This is a genomic window from Mesorhizobium sp. WSM4807, assembly GCF_055811615.1.
The window spans coordinates 1-25,294 of the sequence record NZ_JBVVQY010000022.1 but is presented as its reverse complement, the minus strand read 5'-3'; the positions used below and the strand labels follow the sequence as shown (position 1 = coordinate 25,294).

The window sequence follows — 25,294 nt, the reverse complement described above, 5'->3', positions numbered from 1 at the left end:
GGCCGGACGGATAGGGACAGTTGGGGGAACTACATGCTCAAGAGGGGAACGGCATGACAATCCACGATACCGCAGCAGGCGTTCGATCCGCCAGTTTCGCCGGGCGGATGCGCTGGCTCGCTATCGCGACGGTTGGCGTCTTGCTGGCGTTTTTGTTCACACTTACCGACACGATGGCACAGGACATGTCGCCATTGCCGAGCAAGCCAACGGTCGACCTGCCGGTCGGGCAAGGACGCCTGCTGCGCTTCAATGAACCCGTCGAATCCGTCCTGATCGCGGACACCACGATCGCGGACCTTCAGGTGGTGTCGCCGGGAATGGTCTATGTCTTCGGCCTAAAGCCCGGCCTGACCAACCTCATTGCAATCACAGCCGATGAGCGGGTCGAGGCAACGGCCCAGTTCCGCGTCACCCCCGATGTCACGCCTGCCAACGAAGCGAAAGACGCAATGCAGCCGAACTCGGCGACAAATCTCTCCATTTTCGGAACCCGCATTGTTGCGACCGGCGAGGCACGAGGCGTCGAAGAGGCAACGGATGTCGACAACATCGCCCGTACGTTCTCGCCGCCGGATCAGCCGCCGCTGAACGACATGACCGTGCAGGGGTCGCAGCAGGTCAACATCCGGGTCCGCTTCGCCGAAGTCTCACGCACTGAACTGCAGTCGTACGGCGTCGATTGGTCTGTCGGGTACAGGAGCGGCGGTTTCGAATTCAACATGTTCCAGGACAATGGTGTGCCCTCCGACACCGGTAATTTCGGTTTGAACATGGACCAGACGCATGGCATCAACTTCGACATTCTCATCGAAGCGCTGCAACGCAACGGCATCGTCAAGATACTGGCCGAACCGAACCTGACGGCGATGACCGGTCAGACCGCAAGCTTTCTTGCCGGCGGCGAAATTCCGGTTCCGATTCCGCAAGGAACTGACGTCGTGACCGTTCAATACAAGCCCTTCGGCGTTTCCCTTGGGTTCACCCCTACGCTGATCGGCCGCAATCGTATTGCGCTCCATGTCCAGCCGGAAGTCAGTTCCTTGTCGGAAGCAGGCTCAGTAAGCGCCAATGGCTTCGCCATGCCGAGTTTCGTCGTGCGCAGGGCCGACACCACGGTCGAAGTGGCGAGCGGCCAGACCTTTGCGATCGCCGGTCTTTTCCAGCAGCGGACCTCGCGTAATCTGGAAAAGTTTCCGGTTCTCGGCGATGTGCCGGTCCTTGGCCCGCTTTTCCAGTCACAGCGTTTCCAGCGCGAAGAGACGGAACTGGTGATCCTGATCACGCCTTATCTGGTCGAGCCGGTGCGCGACAGTCTCGCCACGCCGCTCGATCGTCCGGCAGCCAAGCGGCACAGGAAGCGCGCCAATGACGCATCGGCGACGGGCCTGATCATCAAGTAGTGGGGAACGGAACATGACATTTCGCATCGCTTTGTGCTGTGTTCTTCCAGTGCTGCTTCTGGCCGGCTGCGCGAACCCGCAACAGCCGCAGGACTATTCTCCCGGCTACAGCTATGTTTCAACCGACACCGGCGGCTCAGAGAAGGGCGTCAGCGGCTCCGTCCTTGCTCCCAATGCATGTCTGAGCGAACCGGCCGATGACGACCGTTCTGCCGCTGCGACCGATCTGACGATCGTCTCCGGCGTCGGCTCCCACCTGCCGTCCGGTTGCGCCAACGCCTACAACCTTCAACGCATGGCCGAAAGCCAGCGTGACCTCGTCGAGGGCCGGCGCATGGGGGCGGCGGCGGCCGCACCGACTGCAAATGCCGCCCGGCGCTACCTCAATGGCGAAGAGGCTCCCATGGGTGGAGCCAATAGCGGGCCGCTGACGCCGCAAACAACGCTCCCGGTCGAGTGAGCCGATGCGGCCTTGCCCGCGGTGCACTACTTTATCCGGTTGTTTTGGCGTCGGGCTCGACCCAAATCGGCTTCGCGCGTTCCGGTTCGCTGCGCTAGCCGAGGATAGAGCCGAGCGCTTTCGCCCTGGCCTGTGTGCTGCCCTTCGACCGGATGGTTCTGGCACGCGCAAGCAAGGTATTCACCTCCTTGGTCGTCAGGCCGATCGGCGGCGAGGCCCTGACCTGATCGGCCTGGCCAAGAAGTCCGTAGACCACCACGACGTTGCGCTTGTGATGCAACTGCGCATTGGGTGCGGCGGAGATCTTCTGGACCAGCGGGAGTGCTGTGGTGGAATTGCCTTCGAGCGCCGCGGCCAACGCCATGTTGCTCTCGACGTCGAGATCCCCCGGCGCAAGTTTCAACGCCTGAGCAAAAGTGGTCTGCGCCTCCCCCGTCTGACCGGCGAATGTCTGCGCCACGCCCAACCGATTATAGGCGCTGCTTGTATTGACCAGCGGCGCGGCCTGCGCGAGCGCGCGCATGCCGGCATCGATATCGCCCGTTTCCATCATCGCCGAGCCAAGCCCGAGCATTGCCCCTCCGTCATTGGGCGCTTTTGCGAGCGCGGCCTGATAGGCTCTGGCCGCCTCGGCGGGATAGCCGGCTCGCATATAGGCCTCGCCCGCCTTGACGAAGGCGCTCGGCTTGGCATCCGGCATCGCTGCCGCGCGCTGGTAGAGCGCGATTGCGGTGCCACTGTCTCCCTGCGCATGTATATCGTCCGCAAGCTTGATCAGACGCTCCGATTGCGACGACGGGCCTTGCGCCTTTGCCTGCTCGGCGTCGGTTTTGGTCGTCTGACAACCGGCCGCCGCCAGCATGGCGACGACGGGCAAGAACACGACGTGCAGCCGCATATCCACCTCTCCGTATTCAAGCCCGCCGCACCTTACACACGGCCTTGGCCGACTGGAACCACAACAGTGCGATAAGATTGCAACATGGCCGAAGAAGCTGAGGAAAAGAAACTACCGGCGTCCGACAAGAAGCTTCGCGACGCTCGCCGGAAAGGCCAGGTTTCGCAAAGCCGCGACCTGGGCTCCGGCTTCACGCTTTTCGCAGCGCTTGGCTATCTTTATTTTGCCTGGCCGATGCTCGTCGAGCACCTTTCGGAACTCGTGCAGACCGTGACCGCCCCGGGCGATTCGTTCGTTGAAGTCAGCCTGCTGGCCATCCGCCATTCGTTGTCATTGCTGATGCTTGCCACATTACCGCTCGTCGGAATCGTTGTCGTTCTCGCCGTGGCCTTCGGCATGCTGGGAACGTTCGGGCCGGTCTTCTCGTTTGAGCCGCTCAAGCCGCAATTCGATCACATAAACCCGGCGAAGGGTCTTCAGAAGATCTTGTCGTTGCGCAACGTCATCGAGTTCACCAAAGGCCTGGCCAAGGTGGTGTTGCTGGCCGGCCTCTTCGCATTCCTTTTGATCGCATGGCTGCAGCCGCTCTTCGATGCTCCGGGATGCGCTCCGTCATGCCTGGAGCCGATCATCAAGGCGGTGCTGACACCGCTTGGGATTGCCGCCGCCCTGGCCTTTGTCGTCATCGGCGTGATCGATGTTCCTATTCAGCGCTGGCTGTTCCTGCGCGACATGCGCATGACGACAACTGAATACAAGCGCGAACACAAGGACCTCGAAGGCGATCCGTTGATTCGGCATGAACAGCAGCGACAGCGGCGTGAGGCCGTGATGCAACCTGCGAAGCTGGGCGTGAAAAACGCGGTCATCGTCTTCGTGGCTGGTGACCGCGCAGTGGCATTGCGTTACGTCAAGGGTGAAACGCCGGTGCCGACGGTCGTCGGCAAGGGCCAGGGCCGAGCGGCTGACGAGATGACGGCTCAAGCACGCCAGGCAGGTATTCCCGTGATCGAGGATGCGGCAGTCGCCGGCCCACTCTTCGAAAATACGAACACCGGAGCTTACATCGGTCAGGAGATGTTCTCACCGGTCGTACGCCATCTTGTCCGGCTCGGGCTCACTTGAGCCATGCGCGAACCGACCTTGCCGCAATGCCTGAGCAGGGCGGCAAGGTCAGCAGCGGTCTATTTGGCTGGTCCCAAAAGGACGTCGAGATCGACCGCGTCCGCCATCGCCTTGTATCCAGCGTCGTTGGGATGGAGGTTATCGCCGCAGTCGTAGTCGTCGCGCAGGTATCCAGGCTTGGCCGGGTCTTCCATCACCTTGTCGAAGTCGATCACGCCATCGAAGCCACCGCCGGTGCGGATCCATTCGTTCACAGCGACGCGTATCTTTTCCTTCTCGGGTGTGTAGTAACCCTCGGTAGGAAGCCCTTTGAAGGTGTCGGCGAAAGGAGTCAACGTCGCGCCGACAATGCGTACGCCATGGGCATGCGCGCGGTCGATGAGCTGTTTGTATCCGGTGATAATCTCTTCGGCGGTCGGTTCCTTGTCGTCCGGCGTGATTGCATTTTCGCCGGGCCAGCCGATATCGTTGATGCCCATCATTACGACGACGGTCGAGACTTTGGGATGGCTCAGGATGTCAGAATCGAAACGTGCCAGAGCATTGACACCCATACCGTCGGTCAACACCCGATTGCCCGAAAAGGCTTCGTTAACCACCGCGACCTTGCGGTTGGCCTCCTGCAATCGCTTGGCGATATGGTCTGGCCAGCGGTTATTGGCGTCGGGGGTCGAGCAATTTCCATCCGTGATGGAATCCCCGAAAAACACGATCGCCTGGGATTCCGGTGTGGCGTCGACCCATATATCGCTCAGAAAAAGGCGCGATTTGAGCGTGCTGTCAGCCTTGAACGCCGCGTCGTTTGTGAAATTGCCCGGGCCGGAGATGTAGGCGGTCTGCACACCATCCCAATGCACCGACGAGAGCGCCGTCTTCTTCGGCAGGAAGATGCTGACCGAGATTTCGGAAAGCGCTTCTGCCGGGAGGGCGACGGGGTCGCTGAGGATCGGGGCTCCCGGCGGAATGACCACAGAACTCTTGCCGCCCCAGGTGATGGGCTTCAGCGTCGCCTGATCGACGTCGCCGTCCTTGCCTGCTATTGCTACGCTGCCGGCGCCGATGGTCAGCGGCTTGTCGCCAAAGGCATTCGACAGCACGACCCGGACGCTATTGCCGCCAACGCTGATGCGGGCGACCTGGCGGACGGTCTGATTCTCCAGCACCTCCGGCACTCCGAAAGGCGCAGGAAGATCATCCGACCAGCGCGGAGCAGGCGTGGCAGCCCAAGTGGTGATCCAGTCTCCCGTTTCCGCGCCTTGTGCCGAAAAACCTGCGATGGCGGAACCGGCCGCCACAGCTGCACATATCAGGATAGTCTGACGTCGACGCCGTTTCCTCTCTGCTGCGGCAGAAAGCACTGATGAAACCTTATCCGTAAAAGCAAAAGGCCTGTTGAGCCGCATTTTTATCTCCTCCTCGAGACATGCTGGTAATGCCGCCGCCGGCCTTATTATGACGGGCTGCCTAGGGAATGAAATTCAACTTCCGTGGCAATTTTGGACCAGCGTCAGGGGCAAGGATTGCGAGCGTGGAAACTGTGCTGCCTTATGGTCAAAACTCGCGTGCTGAAACGTCCGCTGCGCCCTCGCTGGATTCACTGGCGGACATCGATTCTGGGCCCCAATGTCTGGGCCATGAGCCGCCGCACAACCTTGCCGTCTGCGACATCGAGGCAGACGGTATCGACCAGGTATCGATACGCCACGATGTCGCGAGGCTCCAACGCCTCAAAAGCGCGGTACAGGAACGGCATGGAATAATGATGGTGGGGATAGAGGTTGTAATCAACCGGAATAGCCGAGTTCGCCAAGTCCGCGGCGCGATTGTGCTGGCCAAGAATAAACGGCGCCGGGCGGGTCGCATCGTAGTCAGGCGGCGTGATTGGCAGTTCGACTGGATAGGCGCACTCTTTGGTAAGCTTCATGACCTCATAGTTGGACGAGGCAACTTCCGAAGACTTTGGCTTCACCTGCCTTATCCCGATCTGGCCCCAAGCTGAGGTCGGAACGTGGCCGGATTCATGACGATATTCCTGATAGCCGAAGTGACGGCCATAGAGCAGATAGGAGGCGTCGCGGAAAAAGCTCGGTGCGACCCGCACCCAGTCACCTTCTTTCGTCAGCGCCTCGAAATGTGCTTGCCGGATTTGCCTTGAATCGTACCAGCCGAGCCGCGCGTTATAAAAGACCGCGTGACCGAATATGGTGACAACAATCCCGGTTACGACGGCACTTGTAGAAAACGATTTTTCCTTCATTCTCGTCAGAGCCGCAACGATCAGACCGTTCAAGATGATCCAGTGCAGAAAAAGAGCGCCGCTCAGAAGGAATATCCCGATATGCATGAGATCGAAGAACGCGGTCAGGCCGATGAGCCATCGCCGGCGCAAAAACGCGAGAAAGCATAGAAGCTGCGCAGCAAGGATAACTACATTCATTGGAATCTGGACCGCCCTGACTGCTTCATAAGCAAGAGCGAGCAGGGATTCGGAAAAGCCCAACGGGGCCGCGCCTAACCCGTACCCAGCCAGCATGATGGAACTGGTCGGGTTCTCCAGGATCCAGCTCATCGGCCCTCCGTCAAGCGTGACCTTCGCCATCCCGGACATGAAGTAGTTGCCAAAATGGGCGCCGATCCCGGCAAGCAGCAGTATGCCGGCAGCTTGGGCCGCGAAATCCCTGGTTCCGAGTTCGTTGAGGCTGGGCAGGTTCCTGGTGAAGAGCTTCAGCCGGCTCAAACTCTGCAGCAGGCTAAGGGCCAACAGGCCACAGGCCAGGAAGAGACCGGTCTCAATCAACGGCGCATAGTCGTTGCGGCCCAGTTCCTCAGCACCGGAAACTGCCCGTGTGACATCCTTGTGGAAGGCGAAATAGATCATCGGGAAAATGGCGAAGGATGGCCGCAGGATCGAAAAACAGGCCGCCGCTAGCGCGATCAGGCGAGAATAGATGAGTACATTGCCCAACGCGTCGGCGCGAGCTGCGTCGGCGATGCCGAGTTCGTCTCCAAGCCCGAAGCTGAAGAGGCCCAGCGTTATCGCCAGGCCGACGACGATAATTCGCGCAGCCCGCGCCTCGGCGGGATAGCGCACGAATGCAAAAAGGCAGCAAAGTAGAGCCAATCCGATGGCGCTTACCGTGGCGAGGGCAGGATCGTGCCACGCCACGCGGGATGCTGCCTTCTCGTACAACAGGATCGGAACGACCCCGCACAGGAACGGGAAAAAAAGAAAGGCTGCAAGGACATAACGCTCAACGGGTGAACGCTCGATGCCGACTGACGGCCAACGCCGGGCGCTGCCCGCTCCGATGCTCATACCATGCTTCTCCCGTCTTCCGGAATTTTCGCCTCACCTATTCGGATTTCGGTGCTCACCTTTCCGGTGACGGGATGAGCCCTCACGCGGCCGCACATTGCGGTCGGGATATTGCTGCACTGCAACAGGATGCGTACTACAACCTAAACGCACAGGCAACGACGAAAGTTCAAGATGCCCTGGCTCAATGCGCGCGCGCAATTCCACCAATTATCGATAAATGCCCGCGTTAATTTGCCGATCTCTCCTAATTTGGGTCCAATAACAGCAACAGGGATCGTCCAGCCCGCATCCGTGCCCGGTGTCGCGCCAGGGTATTGCAGGCTCAAAAAAATGTTGCACAACTACCCAAAGTAGTGGCAAATATTATGTTGCAGTGCCCAAGAGTGCGATGCAACATTTGAATTTGTCTCGCTGACCTGCAGGAAACCGATCGAATCGGCGTCAGGTGCAGGTATCAGTGGCTGCAGAGGCCATAAACAATGGTACTCGATATCCGAGGCAAACAGGTCGCCGACGAGCATTATGATATCGTCGTGATCGGCGCTGGCTTCGATTCAGCGTTTTTCCTGCAGCAGCTCGTCGGACGGAGGAAAGCTCGCGTTCCCGTCATCGAATGGGGGCGCCACCACACGCATGATTGGCAGCTCGAACGCGGCGCAAACAGCAATATCCGAGACGAGGACACCTACTCCGGCAGACCGTGGAATTACACGATCGGCCTGGTCGGCGGAACCAACTGCGGGTTCGGGCAGGCGCCGCCATTCCATACTAACGACTTCAGGCTGAAAGGCCTCTGCGGCATCGGTCTCGACCGGCCGATCAGCTATGACGATCTCGAGCCTTTCTGCTGCGCGGCCTAGGCGGTGATGCCCGCGAGAAGCCTTGCCAGGTGGAGAAAATACTATGACGGTGTTCTATGATAGCAGCCGTCCAGACGCTTTCGCCGGCGGTGCCGGTTCGGACGCAGTCACTTACGGCGCTTCGTCCAGTGGAGTCATCGCCGATTTGGCTTCCGGTCATGCTTACAAGTTGCTGTCGATACTGCCGCTGGGCGATTCCATTACATATGGAGTGATCGCGAGCTCTTCCGATACCGAAAGCGGCGGATATCGGAAGTTTATGCTGGAACAGTTGGGCGCACTCAATGTGAAGATCGACTTCGTCGGTTCCTCGTCCAACGGCCCCGCCACCATGGGCGATCGGGATCACGAAGGCCATCGCAACTGGACGCTCAATCAACTGAACGACATCGACAACGATGTTGTGGCAGCTACGAAACCCGACGCCGTGCTGCTGATCGCCGGAACAAATGACAGCTCGACCGATAGCGTGCCAACGATGTTGCAGGATCTGCGCACGCTTTTGCTCAGCCTGACCTCCAGCGATCCCGCCTTGACCGTCTTCGTCGGATCCTTGCCTCCCGTTCGCGTCGGCCAACAGTCACAAGCGCGTGCAGACCGTGTCGATGCCTACAACGATGCAATGCCCGGCCTGATCTCTGAACTGGCCGCCCAAGGGCATAAGGTCATCTTTGTCGACATGCGTGATCTGACGCCAGATGACATCACAGCACCGCCGCTTGACAGCGGACTGCATCCGACTGCCGATGGCTATGCGAAAATCGCCGCGCACTGGATAGATGCCCTGGAACAACACTTCGGTCTGGACGGGACCGGCATCGGAAGCGACCGCGATACCTTCACCAGCATTGAAAATCTTACAGGGTCTTCCTTTGCCGACCAAGTCGGCGGAAGCGAGGGAGCCAACGTGCTGGATGGGCTGGCAGGCGATGATTTGCTGGAGGGCCGCGGCGGCTCCGACCAGCTCATCGGCGGGATCGGCGCCGACACGCTTGTCGGCGGCACGGGTAACGACGTCTACTACGTCGATAACGCCGGTGACAAAACCATCGAGGCGATCAATGGCGGCATTGACGAGACGCATGCCTATACAAACTGGACCCTGGCCGACAACGTCGAAAACCTCTTCCTGAGGTCGGCTGCCAATCTGGCGGGAAAAGGCAACGGGCTCGCCAACACCATGGTGGGCAACGGCGCAGCGAACACGCTCGAAGGCCTCGGCGGCGCAGATCGGCTGGACGGCCGAGGCGGGTCGGACCGGCTCGTCGGTGGTCTTGGCACCGATATCCTCACCGGTGGAACGGGAAACGACAGCTTCGTCTTCGCCGCCGGCCATGGCCACGACACCGTCACCGACTTCGACCTTTCCGGCGACGATCTCCTGGAGATTTCAGGATACCAAAACTACAGCGAGCTCCGGCAGGTCGGGAGCGACACGCTGGTCGTCTTCTCCGACAGTGACACTGTTCTCCTGAAAGGCGTAACCAGCGCCTCCTTGAGCAGTTCGGATTTCGTCTGGATCGATCCACTCGATGAGCCGCCGCCGGGGTCAATCGTGGGGGACGACGGCAACAATACGCTTACCGGCGGCTCCGGTGCGGACGTCATTTATGGAATGGACGGCAGCGACATCTTGAACGGAAAAGCGGGCGCCGACACGCATGTCGGCGGCGCGGGTGATGACGTCTACTATGTCGACAACGCCGGTGACAAAACCATCGAAGAGACCAATGGCGGCTTCGACGAGACGCACGCCTATCTAAACTGGACCCTGGCCGACAACGTCGAAAACCTCTTCCTGAGGTCGGCTGCCAATCTGGCGGGAAAAGGCAACGGGCTCGCCAACACCATGGTGGGCAACGGCGCAGCGAACACGCTCGAAGGCCTCGGCGGCGCAGATCGGCTGGACGGCCGAGGCGGGTCGGACCGGCTCGTCGGTGGTCTTGGCACCGATATCCTCACCGGTGGAACGGGAAACGACAGCTTCGTCTTCGCCGCCGGCCATGGCCACGACACCGTCACCGACTTCGACCTTTCCGGCGACGATCTCCTGGAGATTTCAGGATACCAAAACTACAGCGAGCTCCGGCAGGTCGGGAGCGACACGCTGGTCGTCTTCTCCGCCAGTGACATGCTTTCACTAAACGGTGTCCTCGTTGCAAGTATCTCGAACAGCGATTTTCTCTTCGTGTAGAGCGGCATCTCGCTACGCGATGTCAAAAGACAGTCGCTGACGTGCGGTCTCTTCGCGCAATTGCCGTTCGTCGTTGCCTCGACCCTCTTTTGCTTTATTTGCCCGTTTCGGTCTCGATCACGACAAGGCGGTCGGTACCGGACTCCGCACCCCATACCTCGCCGGAGCGCCCGTTGAGCTGGCGCACGTTGGCGTTGTCGCGGTCGGACGGGAACCTCGCGAAGGTCTGCGTTTCCGGGTCGAAGCGGACGATGGCGTTCGCGCTGAAATCGGTGAGCCAGACCTTGTCGCGCTCATCGACATAGACGGCATAGGCCTGTGGCTCGTCTCCGGGCAGCTTCCAGCTGCGCCAATCATTCGCTGCCGGATCGAAGACGCTGACCTGGCCGGCATTCCATTCGCTGACCCAGATGCGGCCTTTGGAATCCGACCAGACGCGGCGGGCGCCCTGATCCGCGGTCGGCGGGTTGATCGGGGAAGCCTCGCTGGTCGAAAGATCGATCCTGGCGATATGGTTGCCGGCGAGCGAGGCGTAGTAGACCTCACCGGACGGCGTGGTCGTAATCCCGTAGGGGCCACGACCGCGCGGGGCGTTCCAAACGTCGACCTTGCCGCTCGCCGGATCGAGCCTGCCGTAAATGCCCTCCTGCCCAGTGAACCAGAGCCTCCCGTCCTTGTCGAAGGAACCGGTATTGAGGTTCGCGTAGCCGTGCCCTTCGGGGAGCGGAAAGGCCTTCACCGCTTCCGTCTCAGGATGGACGCGCACGATGGCGTTGAGGCCGCTGTCGGTCACCCAGGCGGCGCCGTCGGGACCAACGATCACCCCGTGCGGCGCCGAGCCGTCGCCAAGGGTGATGTGCTTGACCGCGCCTGTATCAGGATCGAGCCGCCCAAGCGCGCCTTGTCCCTGGGCGGTGTACCATACGGACCCATCCGGCGCCGGAGCGACATCGTGCGGGCCGGCGCCCTCCGGAACGGGATAATAGCGGACCTCCTCCGGGGCGGCACGCGAGGCCACCGAGCAGAGCAGCGCGGCGAACAGCGCCGACGCAATCGTACGAAACATGGCGAACTCCTCACATCGCGAGTTTCAATTTGCACAGCGAGCGGTCCACGATCCTTTTCGCGCCGCTGCGGCGGCCGAGCCGCAGATGCCGAGCTCGCCGTGCCGCTTGCTGATCAAAGTCAGGAGCTAGTGTAGCCCCTGCCCTCGCCCAGGCCTGCAAACCCAGAATCGTCGATAGGCGGTAGCGTCGTGGGAAAACGTGGATGCGACGACGGATCGCGGCCAAAACCAGACCTGGCATGCGGAAAGCGTCAGCTTTGCCGCAAAAGTGAACGCGCCAACTCTTGCCATTCCTCTTCAAGCGTCAAGGTCGACGGCGCGGCGTCGCAGCGACGATACCAATATTCCGCATTCGACTGATCGCCTTCCTTGCGATGCAGGTAGGCATGCACGCGCATACCCGCCGTATCGTCGCGCACCTGTGCGCGCTCGTGCGCCTTATCCCAATCGCCCTTCGCATCCCACCACAGCGCCTCCAGGGCAGGACTCAAGCCGGCGGGCGGCTGTGATTTCGCGATCGAATCTCTGAAGGCTTGCAGATCCATTCTTCCCCCGACGTGAGGTAATTGGGCGGAGCCGATGATAGTGTAGTCCCGGATTCTCCAACAGCAAAGTCGCGCCGAGCACAGCAAAGAGGCGGTGCCCTGGTGCCATCGTCCAATCTCGGGCGCAGTCGACGCAGTCTGCACGGCAGTGAGCGGTGTCTTGTTACCTACGAAGGCGCACATGTCCGGTGCGGCGACCTACGACGCCGGCGTAAAGACTCTACCGAGCGATCCGAGCACGACCGGCACCACTTCCGGTTCATTATCTTCCCGGAGCATGGCGTGGAGATGCCCGAGCACACGGGAAAGGCATCATTGAACGATCAAACGCGAGTAGCCAAGAGCAACAGACTCTAATGCGGTGCGATTGAGAATTGTCAGCGAGCCGTGGTCGTATTGGGTCAGATCCCGCCGTTCCCATTCTCTCAGGCAACGATTCACTTTCGCTCGAGACGCCGGGATCATTGCCGCGAGGTCGGTCTGCGAAATGTGGATGCTCAGAGCTCCATTCACGGTAGCCGTGCTGTGCGGGGTCTCAGTCAATCGCAAGAGCGTGCTCGCCAATCGAATGGATAGGGCATTGGACGCACTGTGGATCACTCGCTCTTGGGCGTCGTGCGTTGCTTGGCATAAATACGGGATCACCTTCAGTGCGAGATCTGGGTGCTTGTCGAAGACACTAGCCATGAAAGCCGCTTCGATTTGGAGCAAGTCGCTGTCCACGACTGACGCAGCGTTCATGTTACTGTGTCGCGCGATGAACAATCTAGTCAAGTCGAAAGTGTCACCGGGACCGAGATCGGAAAAGATGAATTCTCGGCCGTCTGAGAGGGGAACACTAAGACGAACTTTTCCGTGAATTATGTAGTAAATATAACGCGGTATGTCCCCAAGGTGAGTTAAGACTTTATTCTTTGGAACCCTCCTTAGGATGGCTGCTTTCGCCATTTCACTAAGAGTATCTTGCCCAAATTGCCGAAATAAGCGTATTTTGTTCAGCTGTTTGACCCGAACTTCAGCGCCATTTTCTGCCATGGCTCCCTCTCCCTCCCTGATAGGGTAAGCGCCCCGGTCCCCTCAAGCGTTGCCTTGACCACCTCTTTGAACGAACGACCTCCAGTCCGTTCTCGCGCAAACGCGTCAAGGCAGAAAATATTAACACATTAGGATACGATAAAATAGCGACTCGTCTGTGCCCGGGGTAACAGCGGCATGTCTCTGAGACATTTAAATCAAATCTAACCGACTGGAAGCCGTTGGGATAACCCCCCTCCTTATGGGATGGCCGTCTGCCATGAGCCAAGAAGGAGAAGGGATGCAACAGGATTCGGGGGTCGTCTCTATGCGGCATGCACCAACCGAGGCGTCGCGTGCGCTCTGGAAGCGAAGCGTAGAGCCGCTACGGCTTCCTGTGGGAGCAGTTTGCGTGTTTCTCGCAACTGCTGATTTCCTCCTTGGACAGACAATATTTCTTGCGTCAATTGAGCTCTACCATAGGGCCTTCGGCGTGAGGCCGCCAGATATCTGGGATTCGATCTGCCTAAGTGTTACCGCCGGTCTGTTGCTGGTCGCATTCATGACCGCCAGGGGCGCCTACACGGTTAGTGGCATCCTGGACGATCACTGCAGGATCAAAACACTCTTCAGCGGCTGGCTGTTTGTTTTCTTTTCAATTCTCTGGCTCGCCTTTCTCACGAAGACGACGTCGACGTTCTCGCGCGGCTCCTTGACGCTGGCGTTTGCGGTCGGATTCCCAATCCTGCTGCCTGGCCACGCGGTTCTAGCGCGTGGGCTGAAACGGCTTCTGGCGGCTGAGAAACTCGTGTTGCGCACAGTTTATCTGTTTTACTCTGGCGTTCCTGGAAAGGAACAGGGGATAATTGCCAAGCTTGGGCAACAGGGTATCGCGGTTTGTGGTGTTTCGAACATCGATAACCATGATGACACGATCGCAGCACGATCGGTGCATGCCGCCGTCGCAGCTGCACAGGCTGGGTTCCGTAGTGGCTCGTATGGGGCAGTTTATCTCTTTTGCTCTTGGGACCAGCGGAAGTTGATCGAACGCATCCTGGAGGAAATGTCCCGCCTCCCGCTGCCGATCTATCTTTTCGCCGACGCCTACATAGATAGAATTCTGGCTGGAAGCCCGCTGCACACCGGCTGGCAGCAAGCCTTCGAAGTCCAGCGTATGCCTTTGAGGCCCGCCGAACGCCTGCTCAAGCGGTTGTTCGACATTGCTGTTGCATCCCTGCTCCTGCTGTTCCTGTGTCCGTTGATGGCCTTGGTCGCATGTGCCATAGCGCTCGAGAACGGTCGCCCTGTGGTGTTCCGGCAGATGCGACGAGGTTTTGGTGGTAAGCCGTTCAATATTTACAAATTCCGATCTATGACGGTGCAGGAGAACGGTACACAAATTCGCCAGGCTCAGCGTAATGATGCGCGGGTTACCCGACTTGGCCGAATATTGCGCCGGTCAAACATCGACGAACTGCCGCAATTATTCAACGTGCTTCGGGGGGAAATGTCCCTGGTTGGGCCCCGACCTCACGCCATCGCTCACGACGATACCTATAGTGTGATCATTGCGAGCTATGCTTATCGTCATCATGTAAAACCCGGTTTGACAGGCTGGGCTCAGATCAATGGCTTTCGAGGGGAAACGAAGGAACTCTGGAGGATGGAAAAACGCGTTGAGCACGACCTCTGGTATATAAAATCCTGGAGCATGCTTCTCGACATTAAGATAATTTGGAAAACTGCTCTACTGATCTTTTCGGATCGTAATGTCTATTGATGTATATAGCAGCTTCTCAGGAAGCTAAATGGATATATGTAGTCCATCTTCCGACCGATTGAACGGATAATTTTGATTCTGATGCTTCGGGCGATCCCGCCGCCAGCGAGTACATCGAGCCTCACAATCGGGTTCGCGCCGGTTCAGTCGCCGGACAGTGGCGCATCTCGCAGGCTAAAGTTAGCACAAATGCGAAAATCAACGCGACGCGGGGAGATGGTCGGAGCAACGCATGACGGAACCTCAGCAAAAAGCCGGGGGCAGTCAGTCGGATCTTGCCATTCAACGGTTCAGGACGGACCACGGGCTCATTTGCGGCGAACGGAAAGCAGGCTTGCTTGGCGACGCAGCCGCCTTCAACAAGAGAAATTGTGCAGTCCTATGAGCTTCCGCTCGACGGCATCCGGCTCTTGATTTCCGCTAGAATGTTGGTTGCGCGTGCGATGCGGCTGTACCTGGCCAGAAAGTCTGCCTTCGCCTGCTGACCAATCTGATCCCGAAGCGCCTTGTTTTCGCGCAGGCGCTGAAGGGCTTTGACCCAGTCGGTTGGGTTGTCTGGCGACACCAGAACGCTGTTGACGCTATCCCTCAAAACTTCTCGTATAACTGACAGGTCGGAGGACACTATGGGTTTGCCATGCGCCATATATTCGAAGAGCTTGAGCGGCGACATTCCCTCAGCGATATTTCGACCGCCGCCCTGGCCCTCTACATCTCTAAGATAGGGCGCGAGTACAACGTCCATTTCGGCCAAGTAGGCAGATGTCGCGGCGTGAGGAACGTAGCCGTGAAACACTGTGTTCGGGCATTTGGCCAGCTTCGATGTCCAATACTCTATATCGCCTGGTGTTCCCCCGACGATGTGAAAAGTCGCCCAGCCGCATCGAGGCGCAATAGCGCTTATTATCTCCATGCCTTTTCCCTTATACAGATGTCCGACATAACCAACCTTGAACGTGCCGCTGAGGCTGCATGGCTCGACGTTCGGCGGAACGGGATCCGCGCCATTGGGCGCGATGAGAAATTTTCCCGCATGTTGAGGAAAGAGGCGGATGCTGTCGTCCCGCAGACGTTGCGACGTGACGACCAGCATACGGAATGCCTCTAGGCCTATCAGTTTGGCAATGCGCTGACGCTGACGTCTGCTCAAACTGCCAATCGGGTCGTGAAGCTCAAAAACGGTCGTGAACCCGAAAAGTCCGGCAGAAACAAGCGCAACAGTAGCCGAGCGTGTAAAGACGACATGCGGCCGCAGCCAGAGCGCAGCAAGAAGCGCCAACACAGCAAAAAAAAGCTCCCGGCCGGGCACAGGCCAAAAGGGTACAGGGAGAACGCGGAATGGGAACTCGGTACCGAATCCGTATTCGCGCGCGATCTTCTCATAATGATCCCGTGTATTCATGGAGGCGCGTGGAAGCGCTAGTAGGACCTCCGCTCCGGCAACCCGAAATGCATGGCACATCTTTGCGACTTGTACCGCATTGGCGGCCGGCGCCGGGACGTGCGCAGAATGTATATAGAGAAGCCGCATCCACAAGCCTATCTTTCACGCGTCGCGGCTGTCTGGTTCTTCGCCTCTGAGCCGCAAGTTCGGAGACCACGGGCTGGGCAGACGCACCCAAGTCGAACGACAAAAGCGCCCTCCGCCCCGGTGGCTCCATGGGTTGCGATAGTACCACTCTCCGGTTGCCTTACCAAAAATCGAGCGTCGCCCTTTTCGCGAACTGAGGGCAGGCCCGGCGACAGCACACGCCGCCCTTCACGGACAGGTTCTGACCACAGCCGTCATCAAAGCCCCAGCCAGCCAGCAATAATGTTGCGCTGTATTTCAGAAGTTCCGGAATAGAGTTTGCTGCCGATGGCATCACGCACGGCACGTTCGACGTCGAATTCGCTCAAGAAACCATAGCCGCCGAAGACCTGGACGACATCGAGCGTGGTGCGAACTAGCGATTCGCTCACAAAGAGCTTCGAAACGGCGGCGTCCAGGGATACGGACTGGGAGCGCTCAAGGCCCCACGCCGCCTTGTAGACGAGCAGTCGGGCCGCCTCCATCTGCATCTTCATGTCGGCAATCTTATGGGCGACCGCCTGGTGCTTGGAGATGGCCTGGCCGGACTGACGTCGGGTGCGCGTATAGGCCACTGCCTTTTCCAGAAGCCGCTCCATGGTGCCTATATGACTGGCGAATAGGCACGCCCGCTCCCAGTCCATGCTATGAGCGAACAGCCTGGAGCCGCCGCCCACTCCACCGAGAACAGCGTCCTTCGAAACAAATACGTCCTCGAAGACAAGTTCCCCGATCGGAGACGTCCGCAGTCCCATTTTTTCGAACTTTTGCGCGACCCGATAGCCGGGCAGCGCGCGGTCCACGAGGAAGCTCGTGATGCCGCCGAAATACCCCTTGGCGCGGTCAGTGACAGCAAAGACGACGGCAACATCTGCCACCGGCCCGTTGCTCACGAAGGTCTTCGTGCCGTTGATTAGAAAGCCGTCGCCATGAGGCTCCGCCCTGGTTTGCATCGCAAATGCATCGGAGCCCGACTCCGGTTCGCTCATCGCATTGGCTGCGATCAAAGTGCCATCACAGAGCCCCGGAAGATATCGATTCTTCTGGTCTTCAGTGCCGAACTTCCAAATCGGCACCACGCAGGCCAGAAGGTGGGCGCAGATCGAGAAGACCAAGCCGGAATCCTCGCAGCCGTAACCAAGCGCATCGATCGCAATGGCCGTGGACAGGGAATCGAGACCGGATCCCCCGTAGGCCTCGGGGACTGGCAGGCCGGTCAGGCCCATCTGCGCGCAAGCCCCCCACAACTCGCGTTGGAATACTTGGTCTCGGTCGCGCTGCCTGACATCTTTATTGAGCTTATCTTGCGCGAAGCGAAGGATCTGGCCACGCAGGATACGCTGCTCCTCGTTCAGCGCGAAATCCACTACTCCATCCTCATCAGATGCTGGTAGTCGATTTTATCTGTCGATGTCTTAGGAAGTAACTGCTGATGCGAGAACCAGTCCGGGGCCATGTAGGCCGGCAAGTTGTGGGCGCAGAACCGCTTCAGCTCGATGAGCGACAGCGCATGGCCGTCGCGCGAGGCATAGAACACCTTTATGGAGACGCCCGACTCCTCCGAGCGAGCGATCGCCGCCACCTCGGAGATCGCTGGATGGCGATAGAGCGCCGTCTCGATCTCGCCGAGTTCGATCCGATATCCCCGTTTCTTCACCATCCGGTCGCGTCGACCGCAGAAGGTGTAGACTCCGCCATCGCCTTCGATCACTACATCGCCGGTACGGTACCAGCGACCGCTTGAATCGACATGAAAAGCGGCGCTTGTTCGCTCAGGCATGTTCCAATAGCCCAGCATCACGGGAGCACCGCTGATTGCGAGCTCGCCTTCCTGGCCTCGCGGCACGTTGCGACCATTCGCATCAATCACGCGAGCCTTAACATGCGAGCAGGCGCGCCCGATCGGAAACGGCGCCGAGCGGTCTTCGGCGATCGTCTGCGGGATTTCGTAGTAGGTACAGACGTTAGTTTCGGTTGGGCCATAGAGATTCAGGTAACGTGCGCGTGGGACCACAGCCTTTAGCCTCCGCAGATGCTTGACCGGAAAAACCTCGCCGGCAAATAGAATGAACCGAAGAGCGTGGTCGTCGCGAGCATCAAGGCCGCCGTGCTCGACCAGAAGCGTGAGTACGGAGGGCGTGGAATACCAGACGGTCAACCGCCGCTCGGCGATGACCGACGCCATCCGGGTCGGATTCTTGCCGAGCTCCTCACCGATGAGGAATACGGTCGCGCCGTGCTTCAGCGGTACGAAGATGTCGAGGATAGACAGGTCGAAGTGGAAAGGCGCATGGGAGGAGAAGCGGTCATTCTCGTCAGGGGCGAGGATCTCGGAGCACCAATCCACGTAGCTCGAGCCATTACGATGCGTCAGCATCACGCCCTTCGGCTGGCCGGTCGAGCCCGAAGTGTAAAGCACGTAAGCGAGGTTGTCCGGCGCCGGCCGCGCCGATTCGTCCCCCACCGCCAAGCTGCCGGCCTCTACGCGAGCCAGGTACGTCGCGAGCGGCGAGGGACCGTCGGACCAGTCGAGCGGTAAGAGACAAGGTTCCGCAGCCAAGCGCGCCAACTCACAGCGCAAAGTTTCGGCTCGGGAAGCCTCCACGAAAATCGCGCGCACGCCGCAGTCGTTAAATATGAACGCGTTACGCGCAGGCGGTGCCAGAGAGTCGACGGGCACATAGGCCGCGCCCACCTTTAAGATGCCGAACAGAACAGCGAGCGAGGCGATCGATTTTGGAAGGCAAATGCCGACGCGGTCCGCCGGCCGGACGCCGATCCGACGCAGATGGTCGCGGACTTGGTCCGACAGCGCGTCGAGCTCGCCGTAGGTGATCTGCCGCCCAGAGCTCGCCTCGACTGCGGCGCACGTCTGGGGATACCGCCTCGCGCTCTGTTCCAGATACTCGTGTAAGGCAGCGACCGTCATGGCGAGCTCTATGTGGACGCCTGCTTCGACTGGACGAAATTGGCAATTTGGGCGATGGAGTTCAGGTTCTCCGGCACGAGTTCGTCGGGGGCGATTTCGATACCGCAGGATTTTTCCAGGTAGGCAACGAGCTTAAGCGTCGCCAACGAGTCGAGAATGCCGTCAGTTATCAGCTCCGTTGAATCCGTCAGATTCTCCGGCCTTTCGCCAGGCAGGAACTCCTTCAATATGAAATCCCTGGTCATCGTCCTGATCTGGATCGCGTTCATTGTTCCTCCTTTGGCGGAGCAACCGCAAGGTTCAGGGGAATTAGATCCCGGTGTTGCCGCAGCACCTCGTAAAGCTTGTCGGCGACGAGCCGATGGCCGGCGGCGTTTGGGTGTTTGTCCCAAGGCGCCACAACAAGGGTCCGCCAGTCATACCCGTCATACACATCGGAAAGATCGAGAACGTTGAATCCAATCTCGGCAGCGAGGCGCCTCTCCAGCTCGGGACTGGTCCTCTCGTCTGGCCTAGGAAGATAGATCCAAAAGACCCGGACATCTTCTCGCTTCGCGGTTTCGATGATTCGAGAATAGATCGCACGCAGAAGTCTCTCTTCGTAGGGCTTGAGCTTTCTTGTAAGCACCTCGGGGTCGGCCCTGTCATCTGTCCCGCTCTCGCGTACGATGTCGCGCACGAAATCGTAGCGATATGCAGAGCCATTCTGGATTGCTTTCGACAGCTTCTGTAGCATTCGCGGAACAAGCCCGCTGTTCTCAAAGTAAAAAATGTAATTTGGTTGGAATGAAAGCACCCGATCCTCGATGATGGCCAGTATGTCCAGACTAGAATACCCCCCCACGGCGAAGTTCAGCACCTCGTAATCTCGATACCCGCTGTCGGCCGCCTGCTCATTCAGCCGCCGCTCCAACACGCCCTCGAAAGTCTCGTCATCCGCGACACCCGCGCCGAAGACGTGCGAAGAGCCGACGATTGCAATTCGTAAAGTGTCGGGAGAGGGAAGCTTTTCGTAGTCCTGATCTCGCATGCCCCAGCGATTGATGTGGACCCGGGCTCCCTTGAAGTCTGCTTCGGAAAGTGGACGCAGATAGGTCGTGGGAAGGGCACCCGTGAATTCACTCAGCGGCGTTTTGTCTAAATCCTCCCATCCTTCGTGTCGTTGTTGGCCGTAGACAATCCACAGTTCTGGGTTAAATGCGCCGACATTGACGAGGTTCTCGTAGTAGCCGCGCTCCAGGTTCGCGTTGTCGCGGCTATTGAGGTTGGGCATTCTAATGTCGGCCATTGCGGTACCGACCGACTCGCCGAGGCGATCGCGAACCCCGGGGAGCGAGATGCAAACCGCTACCAACCCGCAGACACCGACCAACGCAACCGACCGCTGGAAACTGAACTGGCGGTCGGCGGCGCCACGCGCGAGCGCAGCGGCAGGAATGCCAATGACAGCTGCCACCGCGACCAGTACGAGGGCGGGCGTCATTTTGCCAGGGACTTCCACGCCCACCGTGTCAAAGACCGAGAACCATTGCGGGACCGAGCTCGCGCTCCAAAATGACCAAAGGAGCGAGATGACGACGAATACGCCAATGGTCCGGCCCGCAGTTTGCAGCGCACCGTTCCAGCTGAGTGCCCCGCCACGCAGGCGCCGCGTGCGACCGTGCCGCATTTCATAGTGGGCGTTGATCGTCACAAGCACGGCCAGGATCATCCAGAAGAGGAAGTCGTTCCAGGTGAATACCCAGGTGCCACGCAACCAGAACCACTGATAATTGTGCAGCAGCCAAGTCGCGAGGAACGCCAGGAGGGTCGCGCTGACGAGCGCTACGCTCTCTCCCCAGCGTCGAAAACGAAAATAAAGGGGATAGTATACAATTTTCATTATGAAGTCCTTCCAGTATATATTTATTCGACGCCAGAAATCTGTGAAGCTTGAGGAAAGAAAGTACAGATTGTGGGTTTCTGGAAGGTTGAATCCAAATAAATGCAGAATCCCGGTAATTATGTGAAAAGTTCCTGAAACCTTCAAATAAAGTAAAAATGGCCATAAGATGAATTGCAAAAGCTCAATCTGATTCTTTACGTCCGCAGCATCGATCACAAACCGCTGGTACACGAGACGGTAGCATATTAAATGGATAGCGCCGCGAAACATCCACTGAACACCCGTTTGATAGATATAATGCCGGTCAGCATTGTAGTAGCTGCTACGGAAAGTTCTAAAATCTACGACCGGAAAGAGCGGGAAGCACACATTCGGCAACATGAAAAAATACGCGAGCCGTTCCGAAACCGTCGCCATCCTCTGTTCACGCCGCATTTCGTACGCATAGACGATCAGACGGAACATGAACATGGAAGCGAGCACGGGCCAGACGGCGCGCGTCCACGGGGTCGCAATCCAGTCCATTCGTGCGGCGGCGAGCCCGCAGCCGGCGCCAACCAGCGCCAGCACTCTCCATCCAAAAGCGATGGGTAGGTGGACAATTCCGATCAGTACGAGCCCAATGGCGACGATCCAGGCGGCATCGATGAGGCCCTCAAATCTCCAGCCGTGCCAGTTGGGCCCAAGGTTCGCGAAGACTGCGGCGATAGCCGCGAACGAGAGCAGCACGAAAAACGGCAGCCGGTAACGCTGTGGCAGGAAGTAGTGCACGCACCAGCCGGCGAGGGCAACGAGCAGGACGCGGAGAAGCGCATTAGTCTCGAGCCTGAGGAGATAGACCAGCGCAATGAAGAGGGCCAGTTCGCCGGCTATGGCGAACCAAGCCAGGATGCTTCTCGGTTCAGTCTCCGTTGACTCCGTCGAACCCGCCGACCAGGGAAGGGACAATGTCTTGATCGAATGCACGTCCCGCACCTCAACCGGCTGCCGGCGCATATCGACAATAAGCGACTTTGGGGCACGCGAAAGTTCCGCGAGCTGCTGGTGAAGGGCTCTCTGCCATGGCTCTTGTCCCCCTGATAGTTAAACTGCCCGGTCCCTTAAAGCGTTGCCTTGACTACTTCTTTCAACGGGTCCGATTCGCGCGTTAAGGCAGAAGTATTAGCACATAACATATCACAGAATAATCGCTCCGCTGTGCCCGGGGTAACAGCGACACGTCTCTGAGACGTTTAAATCCAACAAGATAAATCTGATCTGACCGACTGGAAGCCGTTGGGATAACCCCTCCTATGGACGGCACGTGCCACGACCCAAAAGGACAAGAGGTATCCCAGGATTCGGGGTTCGTCTCCATACGGCACCCACCGAGGTGTGGCATGTCACCCCAATGCAGTAGCACCGATATCGGGACGCATGAGACCGAAAGCGCGGCTCGGCGTGGGAACGCAGCCACCGGATGGATTCGGCGCGATCGGTGCGGCGATATGAAAGCACAGGATGCGGAAGGCAAGATTGACTTGGGGCATCGACTGCGTATCGCCCATGTCATTACCCGTCTCATCAATGGCGGTGCTGATGAGAATACCGTCTATTCCTGCAATTGGGCCGCGCAAGGGGGGCATGAAGTTGTCCTGCTATATGGCGAGACGGTCCAGCCGGAAATCATAGCTAAAGTGGACCCGCGGGTGGAACTCATTGGCGTCCCGGGCCTGACTCGGTCCATTTCGCCCGTCTCCGACATACGGGCATTGTTGGCGCTCACCCGGAGATTCCGCACCTTGAATGCCGACATCGTGCATACGCACACCAGCAAGGCAGGCATTCTCGGGCGGCTCGCCGCATGGGCGGCGGGAGTTCCAGCGATCGTTCATGGCGTGCATATCGTGCCTTTTGTCAATGTCGGCGTCGCCGAGCGGTTTGCTTATCTCGCCTTGGAAAAGCTGGCAGCGCCAGTCACCAGTGCGTTCATCAGCGTGAGCGAGGGCATCCGCGACTTATGCTTGAGCGCAGGAGTGGGACATCCAGACAACCATTATGTCGTCCGTTCCGGATTCGATCTCGATCGTTTTCGCAACGCCGGTCCGCCCGACGATTGGCGCGATTTGTTGCGCTTGACGCCGGGCGCGCCGCGCCCGCCTGTGCTCTTGATGATCGCGGCATTCGAGTCACGCAAGCGACACGCGGAATTTCTGGACGTTTTCAAGAAAGTCGCCGTCCGCTTACCCGACGCGGTGCTTGTGCTCGCGGGCGACGGGCCGCTTCACTCGATCGTCGAATCGCGCGCCAAGTGGCTTGGGCTCGAGCGCCAAGTGGTCTTTACCGGTTATCGGGACGACCCCGAGCGGCTGATCGCACTCGCGGATCTCTGCCTGCTCTGTTCCATGCGGGAGGGGTTGCCCCGCGTGGTCATGCAATATCTCGCCGGCGGCAAGCCATGCGTCGCTTGCGATCTGCCAGGTCTTCGCGAAGTGCTCCGCCCTGGTATCAACGGTGTGATTACACCCGCGGACGATTTGGCAGCCATGGCCGACGCCATTGCCGCCGTCCTGGAGGATCGTGAAAGACTGGCTTGCCTCGCCCAAGGTGCCGCGGCGACGGATCTTTCGAACTGGGACGTCAAGCTGATGGGCAAGCGGATCGATGCCATTTACCGCGAGGCTCTTGACCAGCATCGGGCAAGCAGGGGAGTGTCAACAAGGCCTCCTGTCCGAAATGTGGCGCTTCCGCGATGAACGGGTGTGACCTATGCGTTTGACAGTGATCGGGCAGGTTGTCGGATTGGTTAGCGATGCATGCTTTACCGATTTCGGGTGCGTCGATCTGGACGATAAGAGGATCGATGCGCTGAAAGGTGGTGAGATGCCAAAAAAGTCATCTTCTCTTGCACATGGGACGGGGGGTGGCCGCCAGTGGCTCCAGGAACGCTATCGGCGGATTGATATGATAGTAACAGAAATTGTTTCTGCTCATCCGATGAAGCCCCCCCAAGCCGAAGCTCTTCCGAGCTTACGTGTTCTGCTCGTGCTCCCAACCTATTTTCCTGAGTCATATGGCGGCGGCGAACAACAGGCGCGGCGATTTGCTCGGGTGCTGGTTGAAAGCGGCGTTTCCGCGACCATTTTGGCGCCCAGACTGTCGCACTCGACGCCGAAACGGTCCGCCATCGACGGAGTGCCTATCCATCGCCTTCGTTTGCGCGCGGCGCCGAATTTAGGCGGACGGCATATGCTGTCGTTCCTGTCGTGGTGTGTCCAGGTTGTGATCTGGATGCTGCGCCGTCGCGACGAATTCGACGTCGTACATATCATCCATGCCCGGCTTCACGCCGTTCCGGCGGCATTGGCAGGAGCCCTCCTGCGCAAAACGGTTCTCGCAAAATTGGGCCGGGGCGGACGGTGTTTCGATCTCGACGTTGTGCGCGAGAAGAAAATCATCGGTCGCTGGGCGTCCGCCCTGATCAAACGTCACGTCACGGCCTTCATCGCCAATAGCCGCCAGATCGCTGGTGATCTGAAGAGACATGGCATCGACGCGGATCGCATTCATATGATTCCGAATGGGATCGATCTGCCCCGCATGCCGCACCGCGAGCCGAGCGCCGATGGCAGCCGACGCTTTATCTGCCTTGGCCGTCTCGATCCGGAAAAATGCGTCGAGCACATGCTCGACGCATTCGCGGCACTTCCCGCCCAGGCAAAGGCGCAACTCACTATCCTGGGCGATGGCCAGTGCCGCGCCACTCTCGAGGAACACGCGGTCCGGTTGGGCCTTTCCGGCAGGGTCATATTCGCCGGCGCGGTCGAAGATGTCTTTCCCTTTCTGTGTGAGGCTGATTTCTATCTTTCCACCTCGGTGTCGGAAGGCATGTCAAACGCCCTGCTCGAGGCCATGAGCTGCGGCGTGGTCCCGATTGTAACCGATGTCAGCGGTGCGTCCGACATTGTGGAGCATGAGCGCAGCGGCTTTTTGGCTCGCTCGCATGCGGAGTATTGCGGACTCCTTCTTCGCGGGGGGGGGGGGGGGGGGGGGCGCCCGGGCGGCGGGGGGGGTTTGGGGGGGGGGGGGTTTTTGGGGCGGGGGGGGGGGGGGTGGGGGGGTTTTGTGGGGTGGGGGGGGGGGGGGGGGGGCGGCGGGCCCCCCCCCCGGGGGGGGGGGGGGGGGGGGGCGGGGGGGGGGGCGGGGCGGGGGGGGGGGGGGGGGGGGGGGGGGGGGGGGGGGGGGGGGGGGGGGGGGGGGGGGGGGG

General features: G+C 59.3%; 19 protein-coding genes. 8 read left to right on the top strand and 11 right to left on the bottom strand.

Features of this window, described 5'->3' with window-relative positions; translation table 11 throughout:
- The first annotated feature begins 53 nt into the window (after positions 1–53).
- Positions 54–1,403, top strand: a complete 1,350-nt coding sequence (locus AC0L3N_RS24425; RefSeq protein ID WP_473549931.1) for a type II and III secretion system protein family protein — start codon at positions 54–56, stop codon at positions 1,401–1,403.
- Positions 1,404–1,416: 13 nt separating this feature from the next.
- A complete protein-coding gene (locus AC0L3N_RS24420; protein ID WP_473549930.1) occupies positions 1,417–1,863 on the top strand; it encodes a hypothetical protein in 447 nt (148 codons plus the stop codon).
- A 94-nt stretch (positions 1,864–1,957) separates the two neighbouring features.
- Here the strand turns inward: AC0L3N_RS24420 and AC0L3N_RS24415 are convergent, their stop codons facing one another.
- Positions 1,958–2,725 carry a tetratricopeptide repeat protein gene (locus tag AC0L3N_RS24415; protein WP_473549928.1) on the bottom strand — a complete coding sequence of 256 codons (768 nt, stop codon included), beginning with the start codon at positions 2,723–2,725 and terminating at the stop codon, positions 1,958–1,960.
- Between the two features lie 120 nt (positions 2,726–2,845).
- On the opposite strand from AC0L3N_RS24415, the gene AC0L3N_RS24410 reads away from it, so the two are divergent.
- Positions 2,846–3,886: an EscU/YscU/HrcU family type III secretion system export apparatus switch protein gene (locus tag AC0L3N_RS24410; protein WP_473549927.1), complete on the top strand. Its 1,041-nt coding sequence runs from the start codon at positions 2,846–2,848 to the stop codon at positions 3,884–3,886.
- 59 nt (positions 3,887–3,945) lie between these two features.
- Here AC0L3N_RS24410 and AC0L3N_RS24405 read toward each other — a convergent pair whose 3' ends face one another.
- The gene (locus AC0L3N_RS24405) at positions 3,946–5,289 is read right to left on the bottom strand and encodes an SGNH/GDSL hydrolase family protein (protein WP_473549926.1); all 1,344 of its coding nucleotides are present in this window, start codon (positions 5,287–5,289) and stop codon (positions 3,946–3,948) included.
- Between the two features lie 191 nt (positions 5,290–5,480).
- Positions 5,481–7,202, bottom strand: a complete 1,722-nt coding sequence (locus tag AC0L3N_RS24400; protein ID WP_473549924.1) for a hypothetical protein — start codon at positions 7,200–7,202, stop codon at positions 5,481–5,483.
- A 482-nt stretch (positions 7,203–7,684) separates the two neighbouring features.
- On the opposite strand from AC0L3N_RS24400, the gene AC0L3N_RS24395 reads away from it, so the two are divergent.
- Entirely contained in the window at positions 7,685–8,065 is a 381-nt protein-coding gene (locus AC0L3N_RS24395; protein ID WP_473549923.1) for a hypothetical protein, read from the top strand.
- A gap of 43 nt (positions 8,066–8,108) precedes the next feature.
- Positions 8,109–10,259 carry a GDSL-type esterase/lipase family protein gene (locus AC0L3N_RS24390; RefSeq protein ID WP_473549922.1) on the top strand — a complete coding sequence of 717 codons (2,151 nt, stop codon included), beginning with the start codon at positions 8,109–8,111 and terminating at the stop codon, positions 10,257–10,259.
- Positions 10,260–10,353: 94 nt separating this feature from the next.
- Here the strand turns inward: AC0L3N_RS24390 and AC0L3N_RS24385 are convergent, their stop codons facing one another.
- From AC0L3N_RS24385 to AC0L3N_RS24375, 3 genes are all read right to left on the bottom strand, one after another.
- On the bottom strand, positions 10,354–11,325 hold the full coding sequence (locus tag AC0L3N_RS24385) for a Vgb family protein (RefSeq protein WP_123147296.1): 972 nt from the start codon (positions 11,323–11,325) through the stop codon (positions 10,354–10,356).
- A 251-nt stretch (positions 11,326–11,576) separates the two neighbouring features.
- On the bottom strand, positions 11,577–11,870 hold the full coding sequence (locus AC0L3N_RS24380; RefSeq protein WP_123147295.1) for a hypothetical protein: 294 nt from the start codon (positions 11,868–11,870) through the stop codon (positions 11,577–11,579).
- 312 nt (positions 11,871–12,182) lie between these two features.
- Complete coding sequence (locus AC0L3N_RS24375) at positions 12,183–12,905, bottom strand: Crp/Fnr family transcriptional regulator (protein ID WP_133254732.1); 723 nt, start codon at positions 12,903–12,905, stop codon at positions 12,183–12,185.
- 280 nt (positions 12,906–13,185) lie between these two features.
- Between AC0L3N_RS24375 and AC0L3N_RS24370 the strand changes: the two genes are divergently transcribed.
- A complete protein-coding gene (locus tag AC0L3N_RS24370) occupies positions 13,186–14,664 on the top strand; it encodes an exopolysaccharide biosynthesis polyprenyl glycosylphosphotransferase (RefSeq protein ID WP_473549920.1) in 1,479 nt (492 codons plus the stop codon).
- 379 nt (positions 14,665–15,043) lie between these two features.
- On the opposite strand, the gene AC0L3N_RS24365 is transcribed toward AC0L3N_RS24370, so the two are convergent.
- The 5 genes from AC0L3N_RS24365 to AC0L3N_RS24345 form a co-directional block, all read right to left on the bottom strand.
- The gene (locus AC0L3N_RS24365) at positions 15,044–16,195 is read right to left on the bottom strand and encodes a glycosyltransferase (protein WP_473549918.1); all 1,152 of its coding nucleotides are present in this window, start codon (positions 16,193–16,195) and stop codon (positions 15,044–15,046) included.
- A 257-nt stretch (positions 16,196–16,452) separates the two neighbouring features.
- Complete coding sequence (locus tag AC0L3N_RS24360) at positions 16,453–17,601, bottom strand: acyl-CoA dehydrogenase family protein (protein WP_473549917.1); 1,149 nt, start codon at positions 17,599–17,601, stop codon at positions 16,453–16,455.
- Positions 17,601–19,163 (bottom strand): amino acid adenylation domain-containing protein, encoded by a 1,563-nt coding sequence (locus AC0L3N_RS24355; protein WP_473549915.1) that lies wholly within the window; start codon positions 19,161–19,163, stop codon positions 17,601–17,603. Before AC0L3N_RS24355 ends, AC0L3N_RS24360 begins: the two co-directional genes overlap by 1 nt.
- An 8-nt stretch (positions 19,164–19,171) precedes the next feature.
- Positions 19,172–19,432 carry an acyl carrier protein gene (locus AC0L3N_RS24350; RefSeq protein ID WP_473549914.1) on the bottom strand — a complete coding sequence of 87 codons (261 nt, stop codon included), beginning with the start codon at positions 19,430–19,432 and terminating at the stop codon, positions 19,172–19,174.
- Positions 19,429–22,014: an SGNH/GDSL hydrolase family protein gene (locus AC0L3N_RS24345; RefSeq protein ID WP_473549913.1), complete on the bottom strand. Its 2,586-nt coding sequence runs from the start codon at positions 22,012–22,014 to the stop codon at positions 19,429–19,431. Before AC0L3N_RS24345 ends, AC0L3N_RS24350 begins: the two co-directional genes overlap by 4 nt.
- A gap of 521 nt (positions 22,015–22,535) precedes the next feature.
- On the opposite strand from AC0L3N_RS24345, the gene AC0L3N_RS24340 reads away from it, so the two are divergent.
- Both AC0L3N_RS24340 and AC0L3N_RS24335 read left to right on the top strand, forming a co-directional pair.
- Entirely contained in the window at positions 22,536–23,783 is a 1,248-nt protein-coding gene (locus tag AC0L3N_RS24340; protein ID WP_473549911.1) for a glycosyltransferase, read from the top strand.
- Positions 23,784–23,796: 13 nt separating this feature from the next.
- Positions 23,797–25,294 (top strand): glycosyltransferase (locus tag AC0L3N_RS24335; RefSeq protein ID WP_473549910.1); only part of this gene is annotated, 1,498 nt, incomplete at its 3' end.